Annotated in this window: 24 protein-coding genes; 9 read left to right on the top strand and 15 right to left on the bottom strand. The window is 44.8% G+C overall.

Annotated features, from left to right (window positions below; genetic code table 11):
* Nucleotides 1-22 precede the first annotated feature (22 nt).
* The 13 genes from IE070_RS12795 to dapA all read right to left on the bottom strand — a co-directional run bounded on the left by IE070_RS12795 (nt 23) and on the right by dapA (nt 13,938).
* Nucleotides 23-1,267: an SAM-dependent methyltransferase gene (locus IE070_RS12795; RefSeq protein WP_189483586.1), complete on the bottom strand. Its 1,245-nt coding sequence runs from the start codon at nt 1,265-1,267 to the stop codon at nt 23-25.
* Nucleotides 1,264-2,013 (bottom strand): DUF1365 domain-containing protein, encoded by a 750-nt coding sequence (locus tag IE070_RS12790; RefSeq protein ID WP_189483585.1) that lies wholly within the window; start codon nt 2,011-2,013, stop codon nt 1,264-1,266. Before IE070_RS12790 ends, IE070_RS12795 begins: the two co-directional genes overlap by 4 nt.
* Nucleotides 2,013-3,266: an NAD(P)/FAD-dependent oxidoreductase gene (locus IE070_RS12785; protein ID WP_189483584.1), complete on the bottom strand. Its 1,254-nt coding sequence runs from the start codon at nt 3,264-3,266 to the stop codon at nt 2,013-2,015. The genes IE070_RS12790 and IE070_RS12785 overlap by 1 nt, the downstream gene beginning before the upstream one ends.
* 33 nt (nt 3,267-3,299) lie before the next feature.
* Nucleotides 3,300-3,731: a nuclear transport factor 2 family protein gene (locus IE070_RS12780; protein WP_189483583.1), complete on the bottom strand. Its 432-nt coding sequence runs from the start codon at nt 3,729-3,731 to the stop codon at nt 3,300-3,302.
* Nucleotides 3,721-5,163, bottom strand: coding sequence for a deoxyribodipyrimidine photo-lyase (gene phrB, locus IE070_RS12775; RefSeq protein ID WP_189483582.1), 1,443 nt, complete (start codon nt 5,161-5,163; stop codon nt 3,721-3,723). The genes IE070_RS12780 and phrB overlap by 11 nt, the downstream gene beginning before the upstream one ends.
* Before the next feature lie 232 nt (nt 5,164-5,395).
* Complete coding sequence (gene ihfA / locus IE070_RS12770) at nt 5,396-5,692, bottom strand: integration host factor subunit alpha (protein WP_189483581.1); 297 nt, start codon at nt 5,690-5,692, stop codon at nt 5,396-5,398.
* Nucleotides 5,693-5,695: 3 nt separating this feature from the next.
* Entirely contained in the window at nt 5,696-8,083 is a 2,388-nt protein-coding gene (gene pheT, locus IE070_RS12765; protein ID WP_189483580.1) for a phenylalanine--tRNA ligase subunit beta, read from the bottom strand.
* 16 nt (nt 8,084-8,099) lie between these two features.
* A complete protein-coding gene (gene pheS, locus IE070_RS12760) occupies nt 8,100-9,080 on the bottom strand; it encodes a phenylalanine--tRNA ligase subunit alpha (RefSeq protein ID WP_189483579.1) in 981 nt (326 codons plus the stop codon).
* Nucleotides 9,081-9,211: 131 nt separating this feature from the next.
* Nucleotides 9,212-9,916 (bottom strand): DnaA regulatory inactivator Hda, encoded by a 705-nt coding sequence (gene hda, locus IE070_RS12755; RefSeq protein WP_189483578.1) that lies wholly within the window; start codon nt 9,914-9,916, stop codon nt 9,212-9,214.
* Nucleotides 9,917-11,038, bottom strand: a complete 1,122-nt coding sequence (locus IE070_RS12750) for a DUF2066 domain-containing protein (protein WP_189483577.1) — start codon at nt 11,036-11,038, stop codon at nt 9,917-9,919.
* Nucleotides 11,039-11,157: 119 nt separating this feature from the next.
* The gene (gene purC, locus IE070_RS12745; protein ID WP_189483576.1) at nt 11,158-11,874 is read right to left on the bottom strand and encodes a phosphoribosylaminoimidazolesuccinocarboxamide synthase; all 717 of its coding nucleotides are present in this window, start codon (nt 11,872-11,874) and stop codon (nt 11,158-11,160) included.
* Between the two features lie 84 nt (nt 11,875-11,958).
* Nucleotides 11,959-13,026 (bottom strand): NlpB/DapX family lipoprotein, encoded by a 1,068-nt coding sequence (bamC, locus tag IE070_RS12740; protein WP_189483575.1) that lies wholly within the window; start codon nt 13,024-13,026, stop codon nt 11,959-11,961.
* Nucleotides 13,027-13,938: a 4-hydroxy-tetrahydrodipicolinate synthase gene (gene dapA / locus IE070_RS12735; RefSeq protein WP_189483574.1), complete on the bottom strand. Its 912-nt coding sequence runs from the start codon at nt 13,936-13,938 to the stop codon at nt 13,027-13,029.
* 179 nt (nt 13,939-14,117) lie between these two features.
* On the opposite strand from dapA, the gene IE070_RS12730 reads away from it, so the two are divergent.
* The 4 genes from IE070_RS12730 to IE070_RS12715 all read left to right on the top strand — a co-directional run bounded on the left by IE070_RS12730 (nt 14,118) and on the right by IE070_RS12715 (nt 18,455).
* Nucleotides 14,118-14,639, top strand: coding sequence for a glycine cleavage system transcriptional repressor (locus tag IE070_RS12730; RefSeq protein ID WP_189483573.1), 522 nt, complete (start codon nt 14,118-14,120; stop codon nt 14,637-14,639).
* A 23-nt stretch (nt 14,640-14,662) separates the two neighbouring features.
* Nucleotides 14,663-15,130 carry a thioredoxin-dependent thiol peroxidase gene (bcp, locus tag IE070_RS12725; RefSeq protein ID WP_189483572.1) on the top strand — a complete coding sequence of 156 codons (468 nt, stop codon included), beginning with the start codon at nt 14,663-14,665 and terminating at the stop codon, nt 15,128-15,130.
* Nucleotides 15,131-15,285: 155 nt separating this feature from the next.
* Nucleotides 15,286-16,401 carry a PQQ-dependent sugar dehydrogenase gene (locus IE070_RS12720; protein ID WP_189483571.1) on the top strand — a complete coding sequence of 372 codons (1,116 nt, stop codon included), beginning with the start codon at nt 15,286-15,288 and terminating at the stop codon, nt 16,399-16,401.
* A 2-nt stretch (nt 16,402-16,403) separates the two neighbouring features.
* The gene (locus IE070_RS12715; RefSeq protein ID WP_229797060.1) at nt 16,404-18,455 is read left to right on the top strand and encodes a TonB-dependent receptor family protein; all 2,052 of its coding nucleotides are present in this window, start codon (nt 16,404-16,406) and stop codon (nt 18,453-18,455) included.
* Nucleotides 18,456-18,539: 84 nt separating this feature from the next.
* Here IE070_RS12715 and IE070_RS12710 read toward each other — a convergent pair whose 3' ends face one another.
* Nucleotides 18,540-19,634: an AI-2E family transporter gene (locus IE070_RS12710; RefSeq protein WP_189483570.1), complete on the bottom strand. Its 1,095-nt coding sequence runs from the start codon at nt 19,632-19,634 to the stop codon at nt 18,540-18,542.
* A 371-nt stretch (nt 19,635-20,005) separates the two neighbouring features.
* Between IE070_RS12710 and bepA the strand changes: the two genes are divergently transcribed.
* From bepA to IE070_RS12685, 5 genes are all read left to right on the top strand, one after another.
* The gene (gene bepA, locus IE070_RS12705) at nt 20,006-21,454 is read left to right on the top strand and encodes a beta-barrel assembly-enhancing protease (protein ID WP_189483569.1); all 1,449 of its coding nucleotides are present in this window, start codon (nt 20,006-20,008) and stop codon (nt 21,452-21,454) included.
* 35 nt (nt 21,455-21,489) lie between these two features.
* Nucleotides 21,490-21,837: an arsenate reductase (glutaredoxin) gene (arsC, locus tag IE070_RS12700; RefSeq protein ID WP_189483568.1), complete on the top strand. Its 348-nt coding sequence runs from the start codon at nt 21,490-21,492 to the stop codon at nt 21,835-21,837.
* The gene (gene wrbA / locus IE070_RS12695; RefSeq protein ID WP_189483567.1) at nt 21,834-22,421 is read left to right on the top strand and encodes an NAD(P)H:quinone oxidoreductase; all 588 of its coding nucleotides are present in this window, start codon (nt 21,834-21,836) and stop codon (nt 22,419-22,421) included. The genes arsC and wrbA overlap by 4 nt, the downstream gene beginning before the upstream one ends.
* The gene (locus IE070_RS12690; protein ID WP_189483566.1) at nt 22,418-22,864 is read left to right on the top strand and encodes a DUF2069 domain-containing protein; all 447 of its coding nucleotides are present in this window, start codon (nt 22,418-22,420) and stop codon (nt 22,862-22,864) included. The genes wrbA and IE070_RS12690 overlap by 4 nt, the downstream gene beginning before the upstream one ends.
* Before the next feature lie 125 nt (nt 22,865-22,989).
* Nucleotides 22,990-23,568, top strand: coding sequence for an LON peptidase substrate-binding domain-containing protein (locus IE070_RS12685; protein WP_189483565.1), 579 nt, complete (start codon nt 22,990-22,992; stop codon nt 23,566-23,568).
* Nucleotides 23,569-23,608: 40 nt separating this feature from the next.
* Here IE070_RS12685 and queE read toward each other — a convergent pair whose 3' ends face one another.
* Nucleotides 23,609-24,274, bottom strand: a complete 666-nt coding sequence (gene queE, locus IE070_RS12680) for a 7-carboxy-7-deazaguanine synthase QueE (protein WP_189483564.1) — start codon at nt 24,272-24,274, stop codon at nt 23,609-23,611.
* Nucleotides 24,275-24,358: the final 84 nt, after the last annotated feature.

Here is a 24,358-nt window from a genome sequence, read left to right as displayed (position 1 = left end):
CACGAAATAACCGGTGTAAACGTTAAATCACATTGCGGTTTTCAGGTTTTGTTAACACTAAATGCACTGCACTGGTCGCGCGTTCGCGGAAACCACCTTCACAATAGCAAAGATAGAAATGCCATAAGCGAATAAAATTATCGTCATACCCTAGTTGATGCACTGCATCTCGCTCGGCCATAAAATTATCGCACCAATCTTTTAGCGTTTTAGCATAATCAAAACCAATATCTTGGATTTGACGGATCACTAAATCTGTTTTGTCGGCAACAGCATTTGCCATACGGCTGATTGACGGTAAGCAGCCACCAGGAAAAATGTACCGTTTAATAAAATCCACTTCTCTTACATATTGTTGGTAACGATTATCAACCATGGTAATCGCTTGTAACACCATAATGCCGTCTGGTTTTAATAAACTGCTACACTTTTCAAAGTATTCATCTAGGAATTCATCACCTACCGCTTCAATCATCTCGATGGATACCAGTTTGTCAAAGCTGCCTTCAAGCTCACGATAATCTTTAAATAACAAGGTGATCTGCTGCTCTAAACCTAACTCGCGCACCCGAGCTTGAGTGTAATCAAATTGCTCTTGTGAGATCGTGGTCGTAGTTACTTTACAACCATAATGCTGAGCAGCATAAATGGCCATACTGCCCCACCCCGTACCAATTTCAATCAGATGATCACTGGCAGTTAACTGCAAACGTTCACAAATTTGCTGGAGTTTATGCTGCTGTGCTTCTGCTAAGGTAGCAGAGGCGCTGGGATAGACGGCACTTGAGTACATCATGCTTTGATCAAGAAACAATTGATACATAGCGTTACCCAAGTCATAGTGCGCAGCAATGTTGCGCTTCGATTGGGAAACCGTGTTTCGATTGCGATAATTTAGCAATTTAAGCAATGGACGGCTTAAACGCGCCCACGTTGAATCCATTTTGTCTAACACCGCAAGATTGCGCGCAAAGATTTGTACCAATGCTGTTAGATTATCACAACGCCAAAACCCATGAATGTAAGCTTCACCGCCGCCGACAGAACCTGCTAGTACCAGTTTTTGGTAAAAGGCAGGATCGATTACCGTAATCGTTGTTTTTAAATCGGCAGTTTTATCACCAAAATGCTGCTCTACACCCGCTTCTGATACTGTAATCGCGCCATGTTGTAACTGGCTTAAAAAATTTAACGTAAATTTACGACATAATCGGTCAAACCAACCGAGATTATCAAAAACCGCTTTCTCGCTAAGCGACAAACTCATACATCAGATCCCCTGGATTTAGAATGGGCATATATAGGCACCCGTTTTACCAATAACTTTAGTGCTTGCCAATAAATTCGTGTAAATATCTGTACGCTTTGCCATGGTTGGCGGATCAAAATCTTCCGGCGTACGGCTTTAGTTAAATTGAAACGGCGCAGTGTAAACCAAGCACTAAACACCGCTTTTTCTTCGCGAATGTTGGTGATACTGCAAAATAATGTTTCTGTTGGGGCTGGTATCTGCCAACGATACTGCATATCCAGCGGATTAAACGGCGATACATGAAAATCTTTATCGTGTTGATACTGCAATTGCGCTGGTATTAACTGTTGCAAGTAATAATGGCGCTCATTCCAAGGCGTATTGCTCACTTCAGCTAACAAATAGGCAAATGCTGCGTCTTCGCTATAACAGTAATATAAGTTTAGCGGGCTAAAATACAGCCCCCAACTGGCAAGGGGCGATAATAAGAATACCTGTTTAATCGGTTTGTCGCCCCCCAGCTGTTGTACTTTTTGCCGCACCGCATCACTTAAGTCAGCGCTACCTTCCAGAAAATCTTTGCGGCGAAAACTAATTGCCCCAAATCGCTCATACTGAATACCCACTGCGGCTAAGCTATCAGCGTTAAGCTCAGCACAATCTAACCAGTAGGCGCTGTAAGGATAATCAAAGCCATGTACCTTGGGTAAAAATCGTTTATGCCCAACTCTGCCGCAATATACAGCGTGGCCATTAAGCATCAATAACTTACTCCAAGCAAAGCGGCAACATCAACAGCACTGCGGGCTCCATCCTCATGAAAACCATTGTACCAATAGGCCCCGCAGAAAAAGCTGTTGCGTTGACCATTGATCTCAGCCCGACGCTGCTGACAGGCGAGTGTCATGGGGTTATAAACTGGATGCGCATAGTGATAAACCCCTAAAATTTTGTCTTTCGCTATATTTGCCGTATTGTTTAACGTAACACAAAACGTAACGGGAGCTGTTAAACGCTGCAAAATATTCATGTTATAGGTCAGTGTAGAACGATCGCTTCGTTTATTATCTAAATTATAATTCCAAGAGGCCCAAGCGGCTTTGCGTTCTGGCAATAATCGAGTATCCGTGTGTAACACCACTTCATTTTGTTGATAAGCAATCCCGCCAAGCACTGCGGTCTCTTCTACTGATGCATCACGTAACAGCGCTAACGCTTGATCGCTATGACAAGCAAACACCACTTTATCAAACTGCTCGTTTGTGCCGTCGGCATAGTGAATGGTTACGCCCTCTTCTTGACGGCTCACGCCACTGATTCGTTGTTTCAAGCGTAACTTCTCGGTGCCGGTTTTTGCTAATAGCGCCTCTACGTAACGTTTTGAACCCCCTTTAATCACCGACCACTGCGGTCTGTCACTAATATTCAATAAACCATGGTTGTTGAAAAACCGCAGAAAGAATCTAACCGGAAACTTTGGCATATCCGTAAGGCCCGCTGACCATATCGCCGCGCCCATCGGTAGCAGGTAATTATCACGGATCCCCGCGCCAAACGCATGCTTATCTAAAAATGCTCCAAGCTCGAGATCTAAATCAGGATGATCAGCCGCAACCAATTGCTTACCTAATTTATTAAATCGGGTAATTTCTAGGAGCATTTTCCAAAAAGAAGGCCGGAATATATTACGTTTTTGTGCAAACAAACTTGAGAACGTATTACCATTGTACTCTAAATTATGTTGCGTATTTTTGACAGAGAAACTCATTTCAGTTGGCAGACTATCGACACCTAACTCTGCAATAAACTTATTAAAAACAGGATATGTCCAATCGTTAAAAACAATAAAACCTGTATCAATTGCGTATCGCTGACCTTGAACATCAACCTCTACCGTTGCAGTATGCCCCCCCAAGTAATCATTCGCTTCCAGCAAGGTTACATCATGTTTTTGTTGCAACAAATACCAGCTTAGCATGCCAGAAATACCACCGCCGATTACCGCTATACGCATAAAATTCCTTAAATTTAAATATCACAGACTTTATTAGTTATCCGCCATCTTCTGGCGTACTTTGCTCGTTAACCATCCGAGTACAGGCAAATGTTGATAAACCATCTCAGTAAGATCATAGTAATCACGATGATAAATAATCTGATTGTCCTCCCAGCGCAGCGCAGTACAGCCATGCACTATGATTTCAACGCCTTTGCCAATCGCAGGATGGCTTAAGCACATTTGCCAACTTATAAACCCTTGGTTATCCGTTATTACCCCTTGATCAGCAGTAAATTTGGCATAATTAAGACGCTGATAGCCATGTTGCAAATACGAGATTAATGCATCACGGCCATTAATTTGATGCACAGGATCAATAAATTGCACATTTGGATGGTAAATAGTTTCGGTTGAAAGCAAATTGCTATTGGATAATTGATTAAAGTAATCTAAAAAATCCTGTAAACGTTTATCCAACATCGTGTTCGCCTCCAGTTTCTTTTCCTTTTACTGCTGTAAATAAGGCTAAGGTTACTTTACGAGCATTATTGTGATCCACTACCGGCGCATGATATCCCCTCGGCGTAATGGGTTTGTGTGGCCAATGGATCTCTTTTGCCGTTTTTGTCGCTAATGCGGGAATATAGCGACGAATAAAATCGCCTTTTGCATCAAAGCGCTCGCTTTGCGTAACGGGATTGAAAATTCTGAAGTACGGCGCAGCGTCTGTCCCCGTTGATGCTGCCCATTGCCAACCGCCATTATTGGCAGCAAAATCACCATCAATCAGTTTAGACATAAAGTAACGCTCGCCCCAGCGCCAATCGATATGTAAATCTTTAACAAGAAAACTGGCGGTGATCATTCTTAACCGATTATGCATCCAGCCCGTGTTATTAAGTTGCCGCATCGCCGCATCAACAATAGGATAACCGGTTTCACCTTTACACCAGGCCTCAAACAACGTTGGCGCATTAGGCCAAACAATCTTATCCGTGTCAGCTTGAAAAGCATGATGTTTAATCAGCTTGGGAAACGCTACTAAAATATGTTTGTAAAACTCTCGCCAGATCAATTCAGACAACCAGACCGATGCCCCGCTCTTTTCAACTGCTAAAGCATTGTTTGCCTCAAGTTGCAATCGTGCCACACATTGTTGCGCTGAAATCACACCGATGGCCAAATACGCCGATAAAGACGATGTGCCCTCTATAGCCGGTAAATCACGATCATTGGCGTAATCATGAACCTTGGATTGGCAAAAGGCCCGCATCTTATTTAACACATCATGTTCTGTTACTGACCAGGCTATTGAACTGTCATCACCAGGTTGCATGGCGGGCCAGTCAGGTGGCTGAATCGGTTCGCCTTGTTGAGCTAGCGGTTTAGGAAAACACTGCACGCCTTTAGCGGCTAAAGCTGCAAGCCAGTTACGCTTAAAGGGGGTAAAAACCTTATAAATATCGCCTTGTTGGGTTAATACACTGCCCGGAGGCATTACACAGAGACGATCAAACCAATGTACTGGACAGTTAAACTGACTAAGCAACTGAGTGACAGCGCTATCGCGACGCGCTTCGCGTAACTCATATTCTTGCTGGGCATAAAGGGCTACCATCCCCATAGAAAGTAACTGCTGAAATACAGTTACACAGTGCTGATAATCTGTACCTTCAACTGCCCACAGTGGGATATTCAACGTTGATAGCTCAGTGGTTAATGCCACTACACGACGACGTAACAGATCTTGCCTAATCGGCGCCATATCATGTTGTTGCCAACTTTGCGCAGTGGCGATGAAAACAGCCACCACTCGACCATTATCCGCTTGAGCAGCCAGACTTGCTGCATAAAGAGCTTGGTTGTCATGATAGCGTAAGTCATGACGCAACCAAACAACATGTAAAGGCATGTTTATCATTAGGTTTATAACCCCAATTATTATAGATTAGGTGAAACGATCAATCGGTTTATTGCAGAGAATACTCGGTAGTGAACGTAATTCTTTACAGTTTTGACTTTCATCTGGATCAATCATGCCTTAAAAAAACAAAAAACGGCAGTTAACAGTAACTGCCGTTTTGCATTAAGCCTAGTGAAACTAAGTAAACGACAAAGCCAATACGTCGTTCACATTTGACCAGTTAGGATTTGCTCGTACCCGCTTCAACGCGTGATTTAAGCTTTTGCCCTGGCCGAAAGGTCACCACACAGCGCGCTGAAATGGGAATATCTTCGCCGGTTTTTGGATTGCGACCAGGCCGTTCATTTTTGGTGCGCAAATCAAAATTACCAAAACCAGATAACTTAACCTGTTCACCCGATTCAAGTGCGGCTCGGATCTCTTCAAAAAAAGCTTCTACAATCAGCTTGGCATCGCGTTTACTCACGCCAAACTTGGTAAATAAACGTTCTGCTAAATCAGCTTTGGTAAGCGCCATTTACTAATCCCTCAACGTTGCGTCGAAATCATCTTTAAGCACGCTAACCACTTGATTAACAACAAGTTGGATATCTTTATCCTCAAGCGTACGCGCTTTATCTTGTAAGGTCAGCGCAATGGCTAGTGACTTGAAGCCCTCTGCCACACCCTGACCGGTGTATACATCAAACAATCTTAGGTCAACTAACTGATTTACGCCAACTTTTTTTATACTAGCAACAATATCGGCAAATTGCACATCTGATTTCACCACTATCGCTAAATCACGGCGATTTGCTTGATATTTTGACAGCTCTTGCGCTTGAACAATCTGCCGCTCACCTAACGCAGCCAATTCTAATTCAAACAAAAAGGCCTTGCCTTTGATGCCCAGTTTGCGTTCAGCCTCAGGATGTAAAGCCCCTAAGTAACCTGCAAGGTGTTCGTTCACATAGACCGCTGCGGTTTGTCCTGGATGTAATGCACAATGTTCAGCTGCAGTAAAACGCACCGACTGTGGATATGATAATAACGCCAATAAGGCTTCAACATCGGCTTTGAGATCATAAAAATCAACCGGGCGCTCAGCAATACTCCAGTGCTCATTGGCCAGTGAACCAACAATCACCCCGCCGATCACCGGGACTTGTCTAACGCCGCCCTCAGCCGTTGCATCAGGGATAAACTTCAAACCGTATTCAAATAAGCGTAAGCGATTTTGCTGACGACTTTGATTATATTGCACCGCTTGTAATAAGCCCGGCCATAAATTCAAACGCATGGCTGACATATCAGCAGAAATTGGATTAGGTAACACTAAAGCGTGCTGATCGGCAAACAGCGTTTGCTGAACCTTCGGATCAACAAAACTGTAAGTGATAGCTTCCTGATATCCCCGATCCACTAATACCTGACGCATTTGAGGCACGCTTAGCGCAGCTTCTTTAAATGCACGCATTTTTAAAGACGCGGCCGGGGCCACATTGGGGATATTGTTATAACCGTAAACCCGAGCAACTTCTTCAATCAGATCTTCAGCAATACTGATATCAAAACGATAGCCTGGAACCGTCACTTGCCAACCCTCAGCCGTTTCATTAACACCTAAACCAAGACGCGTCAAGATGTCAGTAACTTCGGTTTTGGCCACCTGATGGCCTAAAATACGTACTAACTTTTGCTCAGTTAAACCAATAGGTGCCTTTTGCGGTAAATGCTCGCTGGCCACGGCTTCGGTAATTGGACCTGCCTCACCGCCAACAATCTCAAGGAGTAAAGCCGTTGCTCGCTCCATCGCTGTGCGCTGTAATTCTGGATCAACGCCACGCTCATAACGGTGCGAAGCATCGGTATGTAATCCATATTGTCTTGCTTTACCGGCAATAGCTAAAGGCGCAAAAAAGGCACTTTCTAAGAAGATATCGTTTGTCTCATTGGTTACGCCGCTATGCAAACCACCAAAGATCCCCGCCATGGCTAAGGCTTTCTGCTCGTCAGCAATCAGCAGCGTATTTTCTTGCAGGCTAACTTCATTACCATCCAGTAACACCAGCTTTTCACCGGCAGTTGCCATACGCACTTTAATATCACCGGCAATGTTGGCTAAATCGAAGGCATGCATGGGATGACCCAGTTCGAGCAGAATATAATTGGTGACATCAACAATCGCATCAATGCTGCGCACACCCGAACGGCGTAGCTTTTCTGTTAACCACAAAGGGCTAGTGGCGTTAACGTTTACATTACGAATGACACGGCCTAGGTAACGCGGACAAGCAGCAGGTGCCTCAAGGACTATGGCTTTTTGCTCATCAATCGTAGGGACAACAGCAGTAATCACTGGCTCACACACGGTTAATTTATTTAGTACGCCAACTTCGCGCGCTAACCCTTTAATACCTAAACAGTCGGCCCGGTTTGGCGTTAAATCGACTTCAATCGTTACATCATCCAGCTTCAAATACTGGCGAATGTCTGTGCCAACCGGCGCATCTTGCGGTAGTTCAATAATCCCATCAGAATCTTCTGCCATGCCAAGTTCAGAGAATGAACACAACATGCCATGTGAGGGCTGGCCACGCAGTTTAGCTTTTTTGATTTCAAAATTGCCTGGCAGTACCGCACCTACCGTTGCCACGACCACTTTTAAGCCTAAACGGCAGTTTTTCGCACCACAAACAATATCCAGCAGCTCAGGACCACCAACGTTCACTTGGGTAACTTGCAGTTTGTCTGCATCAGGATGTGGGCCGCAAGCAACCACTTCACCCACTACCACACCATGAAAATCACCAGCAACCTTTTCAATACCATCAACTTCCAAGCCGGCCATCGATAATTGTTCAGATAAGGCCTGAGTATCCAGTGCGGGGTTGACCCATTCACGTAACCAGGATTCGCTAAATTTCATATTTTTAATACTCCGCTTATCTGAACTGCTTTAAAAAGCGCACATCGTTTTCAAAGAATGAACGTAAATCGGTTACGCCGTAACGCAACATAGTTAGACGTTCAACCCCCATACCAAAAGCAAAGCCGCTGTACACTTCAGGATCGATGCCAACAGAACGCAGCACATTAGGGTGCACCATACCGCAACCTAACACCTCTAACCACTTACCATTTTTGCCCATTACATCCACTTCAGCAGATGGTTCGGTAAAAGGGAAAAACGATGGCCGGAAACGGATTTTTAAGTCTTCTTCGAAAAAGTTATGTAAAAAATCGTGCAAAATGCCTTTTAGCTCGGTAAAGCTGACGTTTTTATCCACCATCAAGCCTTCAACCTGATGAAACATCGGCGTATGCGTTTGATCATAATCGTTACGATACACCCGACCCGGCGAAATAATTCGCAGCGGTGGCTGTTGCTGTTCCATGGTACGAATTTGCACGCCCGAGGTCTGCGTACGTAACATCAGTTTAGGGTTAAAGTAAAAAGTATCATGATCGGCACGCGCCGGATGATGCTCAGGGATATTTAAGGCATCAAAGTTATGAAAATCATCTTCAATTTCTGGGCCGTGCTTAGTTTCAAAACCTAGCTCGGCAAAAAAGCTTTCAATGCGCGCGATAGTGCGGCTAACCGGATGTAAACCCCCAGCGTCTAGGCCACGGCCTGGCAAGGTCACATCAATACGCTCTTGTGATAACTTGGCAGATAATTGTGCTTGCTGTAAGGCATCGCGCTTTTCGTTAAGCGCATCTTGTACTTGCTGTTTTAAATCATTAATTTGCTGACCGGCAATTTTACGCTGTTCCGGATCCATTGCCCCTAATGATTTAAGCAGCTCGGTAATGCTACCTTTTTTGCCCATAAAGGTTACTCGAACCTCTTCCAGAGCAGGAATATCACTGGCAGCAGCCACTGCTGCAAGCGCCTCATTTAAAATTGCTGTCAGGTTCATTGTTTTCCTCAACGCCACCAAGATTTACATGGTTCAAAGTTGCTAATAATACACCAGAAATAGCGCTGCTCGCAGGCTAAAGACCAGATTTTTCTATTGAAAACGTGTTTTTTTACTTACTCTTTATCGCGTTACGAAGATTCTTGCAGAATTTCACGAATAAAAGGGATGGTTAACTTTCGCTGATGCACAATCGATGCTTTATCCAGTTTGTCTAGCATCGCGACTAAGGCGCGAATATCGCGATCATGATGGTTAAGTAGATAACGTGCTGCCTCATCTGGCAATTCAATGCCACGTAAGCGGGCTTTTTGCTGAAGCAACTTTTGTTTGTCGTCATCGTTTAACAAGCGTAGTTGAAAACTGGTGCATGCGTGCAAACGCGAAACAAGATCGGGCAACGTAATGCCTAATTGGCGAGGTGCTTGGTTACCAACAATGATCAAGGCCTTACCTTGCTCTACTAACCGATTGTATAAATCAAATAGCGCAACCTGCCAATTCAAATCGCCGGCAATAGCATGAATATTATCTAAACACACCAGATCCAATTGTTCTAGGTTATCTAACATTCGGGGGTTAAGCTGTTCGCAATCCTGTAATGCCAATAATTGACTGGTAAGGCCTTGCTCTTGCGCCTGAACACAAGCCGCATAAAGCAGATGTGATTTACCACTGCCGTTAGCACCAAACAAATACACCGGCGCTTGCCCTGCCGGAGCGCGCAAGTAATGCTTTAGAAAACTCACTGCCGCACTTTGCTCTGCTGCATAAAAGCTATCTAAGGTTTCATCTTCTGGCAATGTCACCGCCAGGGTGTATTGTAATGGCTGCATCTACGATTTAGTAAAGTCAAACTCAGCTAAAATAGCCGGTGTGCTAGAAACAACGTCAAGTTGCTCTTTATCCATTTGTCCCATCAGAGCAGACTCACTATCTGTGCTCCTTTGGGTTAAATTTGGTTCAAATTGTAAGCCTTGTAATAGCTGTTCAGGCGTCATCTGTAAGCTGAGTGTAAAAACGATCTTAGACGATGATTGCTGCGCTATTTCAACCCGACTCACCCCCAACATCGTTGCCAAACGCCGCTCGATAGTCACCACATCTGCCAAGGTGTTTGCACCATTAATTTGTATCGACACGGATTGTTGCGCTGTATTGTTTAATAGAATGGCGTATTGCTGTGCCAATTGTTGGCTTAAACGCCCTGCAAATTGCTGCATCAATTGTGCGGGTTCTGTTGCAACGATCTCATCACGTAATACATTAGCATTGTGCTGGCGTAAAGCCGTTAACCGCCAGCCGGTACCCGTATCGGTATTGGTTTCTTCCAGCAATAAGACTACAGTTTGATCCGCATTATACCGTAAGCTTGCTTGATCAATTTGCGGCCAAAACCCGGCCCAAACATCTGTTTCCGTCAGTGATAATAAATCATCCATATCATACAGCGGTAGTGTAAACGGCAACGCTTGGTCCTGTAAGGCCACTTGTAAACTGCTTAACCAGACATTGTCAGCTTGACGCACAAATTGGCGCTCAGCCCCCCGTTGTTCGACGATCCAGAAAAGTAACTCAGGACGCTGCCCGCCCCAAACCGGGATCTGTAAATTACGCAGTAACTGCTGAATACGCTGCGCGTCAAGCATTACTCGTACTCGATTGCCTTGCTCCGTGCGAAGCGCTTCAAACTGTTTAACATAGCTAGCGACTTGGGTGAGTTCACTGCTGATTTGTGGCTGGCGCATAATGTCAGGCTGGCCGGTTACTCTCACTAATACCTGCTCAAAGGCTTCACGTTGCCACTGTTGTTGTGTTTGTTCAGCATTGACTTCAGCTTGATATAAAGCAGAGATCGAATTTGCATAGGCCAAGTTACTTAGAGTAAAAAATACCCATAACACCAGCACCATCAGCAACTGCTTCACATAAGTGACGAACCATTTTGCTACCAACATGTGTTCTCCTGAGCTAAAACCATCTTTTGAGCTAAGTTAAGCATAAAGCCACCCGCAGGTGGCTTTATCTAACATATTACATCCTGATGCAGCAGCATAAACACCCGGACTAATCGAAATTAATCAAGGTTTACGCCAAGGCGTTGCGCGACTTCTTCATAGGCTTCAACAACACCACCTAGTCCTTGTCTAAAGCGATCTTTGTCTAATTTTTTACGCGTAGCCTGATCCCATAATCGGCAGCCATCCGGTGAAAACTCGTCACCTAAGACAATATCACCATTAAATAAACCAAACTCTAATTTAAAATCAACCAACATCATGCCAGCGTCCGCGAATAAAGCAGATAACACTTCATTTGCCCGGTAAGTTAATTGCTTCATCTTAGCCAGTTGCTCGGCAGTAGCCCAACCGAATGATATGGCTAACGATTCGTTGACCATAGGATCATGCAAAGCATCATTTTTCAAAAAAAGCTCAAAGGTGGCCGGAGTCAAGGCCGTGCCTTCAGTTACGCCTAAACGCCGCACTAATGAGCCAGCTGCATAATTGCGCACAACACACTCTACAGGGATCATCTGCAACTTTTTAACCAATACTTCATCATCGCTTAATAGCTGTTGAACTTGAGTAGGGATCCCTGCTTGTTCAAGCTTTTGCATAATAAAGTAGTTAAATTTGTTATTGATCATGCCTTTACGATCAAGCTGCTCAATACGCTCGCCATCAAAAGCAGAGGTATCATTGCGAAAGTGCAACACTAACAAATTGTCATCTGTGGTGTTATACACTGTTTTGGCTTTTCCACGGTACAGCTCAGTTGTCTTTTGGACCATTTTCCACTCCGATCGGCAGGCACTAAAATCAGGCGCAAAGTATAATGGGCTTTGGCCTGATCGCAAATGACTTTTTAGTGGTTATTATAACTCAGCACCCACAGCACGAATAGTCACCACAAGGGGATCATATAACGCTGTAACCTCAGCAGCAGATAGCAGTTGCCCGTCTTTGTTCAACCACGAAATGGCTGTACCGTTATTCGCATTACGTGACAGCACAATTTGATAATCGCCATTAAGTAGTGGCAAGCTGGCTGGCCCATCTCTGAAGGTAACAGTGCGCCAGAAACCTCTTTCAGGTGTGGTGTAGTTAATATAATACGTAAATACTGAACGATCAAAATCCGTTACCGTGATATTTAGCTCGGGGAAAAGCAATTCAAGTTGTGACCAAACAACATCAATAGGTTGGCTGGTAATCAGCGCCGGGTTACCCGCTTGATCAAGACCAGGCTCTAGCGAGACATCTGCAACTTGGGCACGTTGTTCACGCGCAATTTGTGCTTCTGATATAGCAACTTGGTTAATTACCCGATTTAAAATATTAACTTCATTTGCTTTGATATCCATGGCATTAAGCGCTTCGCCTGGAATAAAATATTCATGCTCTAATAACGTCGTTGTCATACTAAGACTACGACCATGTGGCCGTGGTGCTAATTCAATCGCATAGCGCACTTGATCAACTGCGTTTTCAGATTTCCAAAACCAAAAACCTGCTTCACGCGAGCGTTGGATCCAACCGGTTTCGTAACGTAATCCCGCGGTATCCACCTGTGTTAGGCTGACATTTTGCGCAGCAAAAAACTGCTGCATTTGTGCAATAATAAACGGCTTGATGTCACCGGTATAATCATTACGTTCAAACCACACGCGTGACAAGGTTTCTTCTTCATCTAAACGACTGCTGCTCGCGGTCGCTAAAATTAACGTTGGAGAACGTTTATTAGCAACAACGGCGGCGTTACCTGCAGGAAGCGTAACATTAGGAATATCAAAAGCAGAGGGTTGATTTGGCACCGCCATCCCTTCTGGAATCCGCAGAGTCACCTGCTTTACGTCGTTTGTCTCTGCTGGTGTTTTGTCAAATACTGCACAGCCGCTTAACAGCACACTGGCAGCAACACAACCTTGGGCCCACTTTTGCACCTATACTACTCCTGATAATGAGTTCCGGTCTTGATAATGTATCCCGGCTTGTTGTAATGCCTGTTCGATTATAGCAATGTTAATTGGTTCCAATTGTGTCAGGGGTAAACGCAGAAAATCTGATGTAATAAGCCCCATTCGCCACAATGCCCATTTTGTTGGAATGGGGTTAGATTCGATAAATAAGTCGCGATGGAGCGCTTGCAGGCGCTGATCTTGCGCCACAACCTCAGTTTTATCGCTGCGCGCAGCGGCTTGGCAAATAGCCGACATAGCCGCCGGTGCCACATTGGCAGTCACCGATATCACGCCGTGCCCACCGGCAAGAAGAAATTGTGCAAAAGTGGCGTCATCACCACTGAGTAAACTGAAATCTGTAGGACATACTGCTTGTAACTCAGCTAAACGACTCAATGAACCTGTCGCTTCTTTAATGCCAACGATGTTTGGAATTGTAGCAAGTGCGGCTACCGTTTCTGGCAACAAATCAACTCCCGTTCGGCCCGGCACGTTATATAACACTATAGGTTTGCTGGTTGCCGCGGCCACGGCGGTAAAATGCGCCAGCATGCCTTTTTGGGTGGGTTTGTTGTAAAAAGGGGTTACCGTTAAATAACCATCAATAGGCAAATCGGCAAAAAATTGTGTTTTGGCAATCGCATCACTGGTTGACATGGCTCCATTTCCGGCCAATACCGGAATGTTACCTGCTACTTGGCGACAGACCTTGGCCATAACCGCATATTGTTCGGCAAGGCTTAAGGTAGCCGCTTCCCCCGTCGTCCCCATGATCACTAATCCATCGCTTCCCTGTTCAAGATGAAAGGCGACTAACTGTTGCAAACTATCAAAATCAACCTGACCGTCGGCGGTCATCGGTGTCACCAGGGCAACGATACTCCCACTGAACATGCTACTGCGGCTCCATAAAGATATAAAAAAGAACCCTATGTTAAAGTTAGTAGGCATTAAACACAAGAAAGCATTAGCCCAACCGTTGCTTTAGCTGTGTAGATGACATTCAAATTGGGTATGCTAAACTGCGCGCAAGCTCTTAATTTCATGCTTTTTATCAAGATAACAGGACTATTATGCCCCAACAACTCGTGGTTACGGCTATTGGGCCAGACCGAACCGGTATTGTCAGTAAGCTAGCGCGCTTGGTAACTGAATGTAATTGCAATATTATCGACAGCCGTATGGCCATTTTTGGCAGTGAGTTTACTTTTATCATGTTATTAGCAGGCGATCTGCCCGCCATCAGCCGCATTGAGCATATGCTACCCGCCTTAGGACTCGAACTTGATCTAACCACCATGAGCAAACGTACTACGGGCACACCGAGAACACAGGTTGTCGCGCATTACGTGCTAGATTACTCGGGTCCAGACAGAGTGGGTACACTGGGTGCCATAACAGGATTATTGGCAAGCCATAATATCTATATTGGTTCGTTACAGTCAGAAACCCGGTCTGGCCCAAGTGGCGTAATGATGCGCACTCAAATGACCGTTGAATTACCTGAAGGTATTGCGGCCGTGAGAATCGAAGCGGAATTAACCGTGCTTATGCAGCAACTTGGTCTCACTGGGCACTTTCAAGCACAAATTTAGTAAGCCATAAATAAGGATACCTTATGATTTCTTTAGCAATAGGTGATAAAGCGCCGTTATTCACCTTGTTTGATCAACAGAATCGCGCAGTATCACTTGCAGAGTGTTTATCGCAAAGCCGTGTTTTAGTCTATTTTTATCCCAAGGCCATGACGCCAGGTTGCACCGTTCAAGCCTGCGGCTTACGTGACGTTAAAACCGAATTACAAGCTCATAATGTTAATGTCCTGGGGATTAGCACAGACAGTCCAGCTAAATTAGCTAAATTTGCTGAACGCGATAGCCTTAACTTTACCTTACTCGCCGACGAGGATCATCAGGTTGCAGTTTCTTACGGCGCTTGGGGCTTAAAGAAGTTTATGGGTAAAGAATACGACGGCATCCATCGGCTAAGCTTTTTAATCAATCAAGATGGTACCGTGGCACACATTTTTGATACCTTTAAAACGAAAGATCATCATCAAGTTGTCCTTAATTATCTGCAACAATGAACTTTAGCGCGGCTGGCAGGCATTTGAACGGATAAAGCCTGCCTTCCAATGCCAACCCTTGTTAGCATCATCAAGCAAGATAACTAAATGAATTCCCTGAATAGCTACAGATCCTTTTGTGCTTATTGAATTCGCCATTATTACCGGAGTCAGAAATGAAAAAAACCTTCGCCCTTTCATTATTCGCCACAGGTATGCTATTTGCCACGACGCTGGTCTCGGCGCAAACCATCAATACCGAAAAAGCCACGTTAACCTTAGAAAAGGTGGCTAAAGGTTTAGAGCATCCTTGGGGATTAGCGTTTCTTCCTGACGGCCGGATGTTGGTAACCGAGCGTGCTGGGAAGCTTCGACTTGTTAACACAGATGGCAGCTTAAGTGCCCCGCTTGCCGGCTTACCTGATATTGAAGTGTCTGGCCAAGGGGGATTATTTGACGTACTACTTCATCCCGATTTTGCCAATAACAGTAAAATTTATCTAAGTTACAACGAACCCAGCAGCAATGGCAGCAGCACGGCGGTCGTTTTGGCCACACTCAAAGAAGATCGTATTACTGATTTACAAATGATTTTCAGTGCCGCTCCGAAATTTAGCAGTCGTCATCACTTCGGTGGTCGCCTTGCCATTCAAGATAATCAATATTTGTTTATCACATTGGGTGACCGTGGCCAACGCCGCGATGATGCGCAAACGCTTGATAATCATCATGGTAAAGTGATCCGACTGCACTTAGATGGCAGCGTACCTCAAGACAATCCTTATGTTAAAAACGACGCCGGATTAGCCGATATTTGGTCTTACGGTCATCGTAACATTCAAGGCGCTGCCATACATCCTACCACTGGCGAACTTTGGACACATGAGCATGGACCGCAAGGTGGGGATGAAATTAACGTCGCACGGGCAACTTACAACTATGGTTGGCCAGTTATTACCTATGGTGAAGAATACGGCGGCGGAAAGATTGGCCAAACGGCTAAAGAAGGCATGGAACAACCGCTGCATTACTGGGTACCGTCTATTGCACCCAGCGGCATGACATTTTATTTAAATGATGCCCTGCCCGGCTGGAAAAACAACGTGTTGGTCGGCTCATTACGGTATTTACAATTAGTCCGGCTTGAACTTGATGGTGAAAAAGTCACGCATGAAGAACGTATTATGATTGGACAGCGGATCCGCGATGTTCGACAAGGGCCAGACGGTGCAGTTTACTTGCTCACGGACCAAGCTGATGGCGAAATATTACGCTTAACTGCAGCTAAATAATAATGCGTAATCAGTCCTTAACGTTAACAGCAGCAAGCACGATGTTTGCTGCAACTGCGGCGGCATCAGAGCCTATGATGCCTGCCGAAACGGCTAGAACGGCAGAAGAAACGATTGAAGTTATTATCGTATCGGCCAATCAGCAGCAGCAAAATTGGCTTAATTCTGCGGCAAGCGTAAGCATCAGTACCTTGCCTGAGGCAGGATTATTAATTGATAGTGGCCAGCTTTTGCAAGGGATCCCTGGTTTGCAGGTAGATAGCCGTGCCAATTTTGCGCAAGATACTCGGTTGAGTGTACGTGGCTTTGGTAGTCGCAGCGCCTTTGGTATTCGCGGCCTCTATTTACAACAAGATGGTATCCCGTTGTCAGCACCTGATGGTCAAGGGCAATTGTCCAGTGTGGTACTTGATAAAATTGGTCAAATTGAGGTGTTGCGAGGACCATTGGCAGTGCTATACGGCAATGGCGCTGGCGGTGTTATTTCGCTTAAAAGCCGTGAACAGCTACCATCCTCTGTTGGCACACGTGTGGCGTTTAGTGATATTCACCAACAGTATCAAATAAACCTTAACCAGCAAACTGAACACGATAGCTGGCAGCTGGCAGCAAAGCATTTTGAAACTGACGGCTTTCGCCCCCACTCTGCCGCACGCAAACAACAAGTACAATTTGGTTGGCAGCGTCTACTAAATCCAGATCTTATCTTAAAGATGCGAGTGGATTTTGCCGACGATCCTCGGCTTCAAGATCCACTTAGTCTGTCAGTATCACAATGGCAAACGGATCCAGAACAAACCGCCGCCCCTGCTACGCTGTTTGATACAACAAAAACAACTCGTCAGCAACAGCTTAGCCTATCGTTACAGCAACAAGGTGAAAAACCCTGGCAGGTGGCACTTTGGCAAGGTCAACGTGAAGTCACCCAGCGATTGGCATTTACTGGAGAAGCCATTAGCTCAGCAGGCGGGGATATTGCACTTGACCGTAATTTTCATGGGATAAACGCGCAAAAAACATGGCACCTCAGCTCGCAATTTAATCATTTAATCGGCGGCGCTTGGGTTGAAAGCGATGATGCTCGTCGTGGTTTTGTTAATCAGTTTGGGCAACGTGGTGATCTGCGCAGAAATGAACAAAATGTAGCGGAGAATCGCGATCTGTATTGGCGCTTTAATTATCAACCCAGCGCAGCATGGAATATAGATGGTGGTTTACGCTACACGGAATTGCACTATCAAATAGAGGATTTCTTTATCCAGCCTGGAAATCCAGATGACAGTGGACGTAAAACCTATTACCAACATGCAGCTGCCATTGGCTTAAATTACCAATTTGCGGATGCTTGGGCGTGGTTTGTCAGCACCGGTATTGGATTTGAAGCCCCAACACTGGCCGAACTAGCCTATAAACCGGTGGGTACAGGTTTAAATCTTGAACTACAAGCCAGCGAAAATAGGCAATGGGAAAGTGGTATTAAATATCGCGCGGCAAATACCACGGCCAGTGTCAGTGTGTTCTCAATTCGCAGTAAGGATGAATTGCTGGTTGCCAGCAGTAATAACGGACGAACCAGTTATCGTAATGCAGGGAACACCGCTCGTGAAGGTGTGGAATTGAGTGTGCAGCAAGCTCTTTCACTGCACTTAAAGCATCAATTCAGCTTTACATGGTTAGATGCACGTTTTGTGTCGGCAGAATTGCAAGATAAGCGTTTACCCGGTGTAGCGAAAACAGAAGCCTATTGGCAACTGACCTATCAACCGTGGCTATCGTTGCCGCTTTTTGTAGACTGGGCAAGTAAATACCGCAGTCAAATTGCGATTGACGATAGAAATAGCGCTTTTGCGCCGGAATCTATTAGCTTTGACGCGACACTGTACGCACAACAACAACTTAATCGTTGGCAACTTCGTTATTGGCTGCAGTTGCAAAATGTTACCGATCGGCAAAACATTGGCGCAGTAGTTGTCAACCAAACCAATGGTCGCGCCTTTGAACCTGCCCCTGGACGACAACTTAGTGTGGGCTTAAGTATGGATTACCTTTGGTAAGACTGCTTGCTTTAGCTTTTACGACGTCTTAAACAAAGAGCCCAGCACATGTCTGGGCTTTTATTTTCTTTTATGCTTTGTCGATTATACTTGCTCGGATGGTTGCGTTGCTTCAGAGGGTTCGGCTGGATACACGCGAGTTGACCACGCATTCACTGTGGCTTTTACTAACGAGGCTAATGGGATAGCAAAAAATATGCCCCAAAACCCAAATAATCCGCCAAAAAACAGGACCGCGATAATAATATAAACGGGGTTCAAATCGACAACTTCTGAAAATAACAATGGTACCAGTACATTGCCATCGAGGGCTTGGATAATACCATACGCTAGCATTAAATAACCTAACTCTGCCGTAAAACCAAACTGAAATATCCCAACGACAGCTACCGGTAAGGTTACCACTGCTGCGCCTATATAAGGGATAAGAACAGAAAAGCCAACGAGCACCCCCAATAACAGGGCATAATTTAAACCGAATAACGAAAACACAACATAACTCACGGTACCTACTATTAAAATCTCCAGCACTTTACCGCGAATGTAGTTCATAATTTGCACATTCATTTCGTGCCAAACTTGACTAATTAGCTTACGTTCATTGGGTAAAAACTGGACAAATCCCGCACTAAGTTGGGCCTTATCTTTAAGCATAAAAAAGACCATGACGGGCACCAGTACCAAATAAATAAGTAACGCAACTAAGTCGACAATCGACGCGACAGACATTGATAACATATCTTTACCAAATGCCATCACACGCTCATCCACATTGTGCATCATCAGTAAAATTTGCTCTTCACTGACCATCCCAGGGAATAACTCTGGCAACTCCAAAAGATAAGTGCGCCCTAATTCAATTATTTGCGGTAAATCACGTAATAAGGTGCGGCCTTGGTACCATGCTAATGGCATCACCCACATCAACGCCAAAGTCAACACCCCCATAAATCCCATGACAATGGCAGAGGTGCTCAGTGCGCGGCTTATGCCCAATCGGCATAATCGAGATACAGGCCATTCCAGTAAATAGGCAAAGGCAATCGCGACTAATACCGGCGCTAACATGCCACTTAACCAATAAATACCAAGAAACCCCAGCAGCAACATTAAAAAAAGCGTCACAACTTGGGGATCTGAGAATTTATGGGTATACCACTTTCTTAACCAATCAAACATGTAAACACTCTTTCACGAATAACGATGCGTAGAGTATACCAAGTTCACGATAAAAGTAACGCGTCCCTTTAAGGCAAGCTATTGAGTATGATAGATTATATATAGTGCTAACAGGCTACGAATCGCATGTAGACGATTATGGCAAAGGCAATCGAGATAAAGTTGTAAAAAACGAGCGTATTGACGACGAAAATACGCAAAATACTCGTACTGTAAGCGAAACGAGAAGTGACAAACATACAGTGCCGAAAACGTACTTAATTCCAGCAGTTCGCTGCTTTCAAGGCGAAAGTATTGAACTTCCGCCTTATTTTGCTGACAAATAATCAGTAAAATCACGCGTCAACAGCATGAGACAGGTCTAACGTTATATGATGAGCCTTGCAGTAAAACCGACCCTTGCCCTTTTTTTTCTTGCCTGCTTTTTGCATGCCACACCGGCTCACGCGTTAAGTAAGCTACCAGACATTGGCGGTAACGCTTTCTCAACGTTAACACCCGAAAAGGAAAAGCAATTAGGTGATGTGATGATGCGTCAAACCCGTGGTAGCTTACCCATGGTGTATGATCCGCTTTTAGATGAATATATCAATGCCTTAGGGAACAGACTTGTCGCACGCGCTAATGATGTAAAGTTTCCGTTTAAATTCTACTGGGTTAACAATAGAAACATCAATGCCTTTGCCACCTTGGGCGGCAACATCGCTTCGCACACAGGCACGCTTGCCATTGCCGACAGTGAAAGTGAATTTGCCTCTGTTATAGCACACGAAATTGCGCACGTGACACAACGGCATATTGCCCGCTTTGTAGAAGCACAAAATCAACGCGCCCCGTTGAGTATCGCAGGATTACTCGGCGCCATTGTGTTGGCTACAGTAAACCCTGAAGCGGGCATGGCAGCCATGATGGCCTCACAAGGTGCAGCGCAACAAAGCGCGATTAACTTTACGCGCAGCAATGAGCAAGAGGCTGATCGTATTGGGATGAATATTTTGGCAGAAGCAGGCTTCGATCCAAATGCTGTACCTCAGTTTTTTGCCAAACTCAGTGAGCAAAGCCGTTTCGTAAACCAACAATTAGCATTTTTACAAACGCATCCATTATCACAAGCACGGGTGAGTGATACCCGCTTAAGAGCACAACAATATCCACAACGTTTTGTACCTGACAGTCAGGACTTTACCCTAAGCAAAGCCAGAGTACTGGCACGTTATCACCACGATACAAAAGATGCGTTAACTATTTTCACACGTAAGCTCGCGGCACCAGGTGGAAATACTCGGGCTAATCGCTATGGTTTAGCCGTCGCCTTACTCGATGACAAACAATATGATGCCGCGTTTAAAGAAATTGACGCGTTATTTCAACAAGATCCGCATAATCTATATTATCTTGACGTCTATACCGATATCTTAATTGGCCAGCAGCAATATCAAAATGCTCTAGATCTATTACAGCAGGCTTACCTGTTGCGCCCTAATAATCAAGTCGTGACACTAAACTATGCTAACGTAGCAATAAAATCGGGTAGTTATGGCCTAGCAGTTCATTTACTACGTAATTTACTTTACTACAAAGACGATAATATTTTAGCGTATGATCTCCTTTCTGAAGCGTATAAACTGCAAGAAGATTTTGCTAAGTACTATGAAGCACGCGCAGACTTATTTTATCAATTAGCGAATTATCCAAAAGCAATTGATGATTTGAACGAAGCATTAAATCATCTAAAACCTGAAGCACGGTTAGAAAACCGGCGTATTGAAGCGAAAAAACGTCAACTTCAAGCTGAATTTGATCGCCTGCAACGCATGTAAATTTGTATTGACAGTATTATAGAGACTCTTTTTATATGATAACGCTTTATCACAATCCTCGTTGCTCAAAAAGTCGCGAAGCGCTAGCCCTTTTAACCACGCTTGGGCACCCCTTTACCATCGTAGAGTATTTAAAAACCCCTTTAACGACAACTGAGCTCAAGGCATTACACACTAAACTGGCGTTGCCTGTGCGAAACATGCTTCGAGAGAAAGAAGAGGAATACAACCAGCTTGGTTTGGCCGAAACCTCTCTTACTGATCAACACCTGATAGACGCTATCGCGTTACATCCACGGTTACTCGAGCGTCCAATTGTGGTGCATGGCAATTTAGCGGCAATTGGCCGGCCACTGTCAAATATTACGGCGATTTTATCATGACGTGTACTGTGCTGATCCTTTATTACTCTCGCCATGGCTCAGTAGCCGCCTTGGCTGAAAAAATTGCCAGCGGTGTACAACTTGGAGGCGCTGAAGCAAAAATTCGTTGTATTGCTGGCTTTAATGCCGATACTCCAACAAAACACCCTATTGTGGAGTTAGCAGAACTTCGTAGCTGTGATGGTTTAGCCTTTGGTAGTCCAGTGCGTTTCGGGAACATGGCAGCAGAAGCCAAAGCTTTCTGGGACAATACCACCAGTTGCTGGCTGAAAGGTGAGCTCATCAATAAAGCAGCTGGCGTTTTCACCTCGTCTAGCAGCATGCATGGTGGTAATGAAGCAAACTTACTGAGTATGATGTTACCTTTGTTACATCATGGCATGGTGTTAATGGGGATCCCGTACAGCGAACCCGAATTGCATAAAACGCAGAGCGGAGGTACGCCTTATGGTCCAAGCCATGTTAGTGGTATGACAGCTGACACGCAGCTATCGGTAGAAGAACAACGTTTAGCCTTGGCATTCGGTAAGCGTTTGGCACACTTAAGTTTGGCTTTACATAACAAAGGATTCTCATCATCATGAGTTCACCCTCTCTTACGCCCATGTCTGCTGAAACTCAGCGTTTTTTATTACTTGGACGCCTCGGTTATTGGGGATTATGGCTATTAATTCCCATTTGGCATATTTGGTTGGCACCTGTTAGCTATGGTGCAGATCAAAATTTGAAACCTAGCACGCTTAGCACCTTAATTCTCTTATGGTTACCGTTGTGGTTTCCTATGTGGGGCATAATCACCGGTAAGGCTTACACCTTTGCTTGGGCGAATTTTATTGTAATGATTTATTTTTTGCATAGCTTAACCAATCTCTGGGTCAGTCAGGGGCTGTATTTTTGGCTATCCGTAATAGAGTTGGCATTATCTTGTTTAATGTTTTATGGCTGTACGTATTATGCGCGCAATCGCGGCCAAGAATTAGGGCTTAAAATACCCAAGTTAAAAGATGATCCCGTACGAAAAGTTTAGCGCGACTAAAACAAATCTTGTGGCATTTATAGATTAAGCAATCTGCATCGGTTTATTGCCCGTATAGCCCTTTAACTATGTTATCCCATGTTGGGAAGTTAAACCGGTTATACGAGTAGTACACCATGATTGAACAATTAGCACTATTTCCACTAAGCAGTTTTTTATTACCCAGAGGGAAACTTAAACTGCGCGTGTTTGAGCCAAGATATATTAGGCTGGTTAAAGAGGCTATGAGCAATAAACGTGACTTTGCCATCGCCACGCTTAACCCTTTTGTCAGTCAAAACCATCCAGATAGAATATTAAATCAGATCTGCAAAGTTAAGATTGAAGATTTTGAAGCATTACCCGATGGTCTATTAGGTATTACGCTTCGCGGCATCGGCCGCTATAACATCACAGAGCGCTGGCAAGAGCATGACAAACTGCATGTGGCGCAAGTTACTCCCCAATCCGATTGGCAAGGTGATATTTTGCCTGACGATTTTGCACCGTTAGCCGCATCCTTTGCACGCTTATTGAAAGACTATCCACAATTGGCCGAACTGTATCCCGAGCCAGAACTACAAGATACTTCATGGCTAGCGGCGCGATGGTTAGAACTGCTGCCTATGCAACCGGCGCTAAAAATTAGTATGGCAGCAGTAGAGCCCACTGTGTGTTTAGCACAATTACAGCGTTGGTTAGAACACAATGCCTAATGCTGGCGCCTCTCATGTTGTTAGATCGTAGCGCTTGGCGTTATTCAATACCTAAATACTTATGTACCTGCACACTTAAACGCCAATTGCGGGCAATACAGGTAGCAATTGCCAATTCCGTAGCCCGTTTTTGTTGGCTAATAGGTTGCAAATAAATCAGCTTGTCCTGCGTTGCAGTGTGGTTTAGCAGTGCCACTAACTCATCTATGTGTTTTTGCATGGCAATAGGATGTTTAATTTCATTGGCTCGCTGCATTGCAGACGTTAACACAGCGTATCCGCCTGCCATGTTAATTTTTGGCGCTACGGTTACCCAGCTTGCTGCTGGCACTCTTATTTCAAAAGTGCCACTGGTTTCAATTTGCGTCGTCAAGCCGCCAGCATGCAGTGCTTCACACAACGGAACTAAATCGTACATACATGGCTCGCCGCCAGTGATCACCACATGTTTAGCTTGAAACCCCTGCTCTTGAAAAAGTTGCAGTAGTTCCTCAGGCGTCATTTCAGCCCAATAATCGCTATCAGCACGTTTTGTTATAAGGGTCGCACGCGTTACCTGCAAATCAGGATCGATTTGCCAGGTATGCTTGGTATCACACCAAGAGCAGCCCACTGGACAGCCTTGCAGCCGAACAAAAATAGCTGGCGTACCGGTGTAATACCCCTCGCCTTGAATGGTTTGAAAAACTTCGTTAACCTTATACACCCGCTTTATATTTCCTCTTAGCGCCATCGTTATAGGCTATTAGTGCGTATTGGTCGCTTTTGCACTGACTTTTGCACTATAATG

Origin of the sequence: Alishewanella tabrizica, assembly GCF_014652375.1 — a bacterium.
GTDB classification, from domain to species: Bacteria; Pseudomonadota; Gammaproteobacteria; order Enterobacterales; family Alteromonadaceae; genus Alishewanella; species Alishewanella tabrizica.
This window is presented reverse-complemented; position numbering and strand designations above follow the sequence as displayed.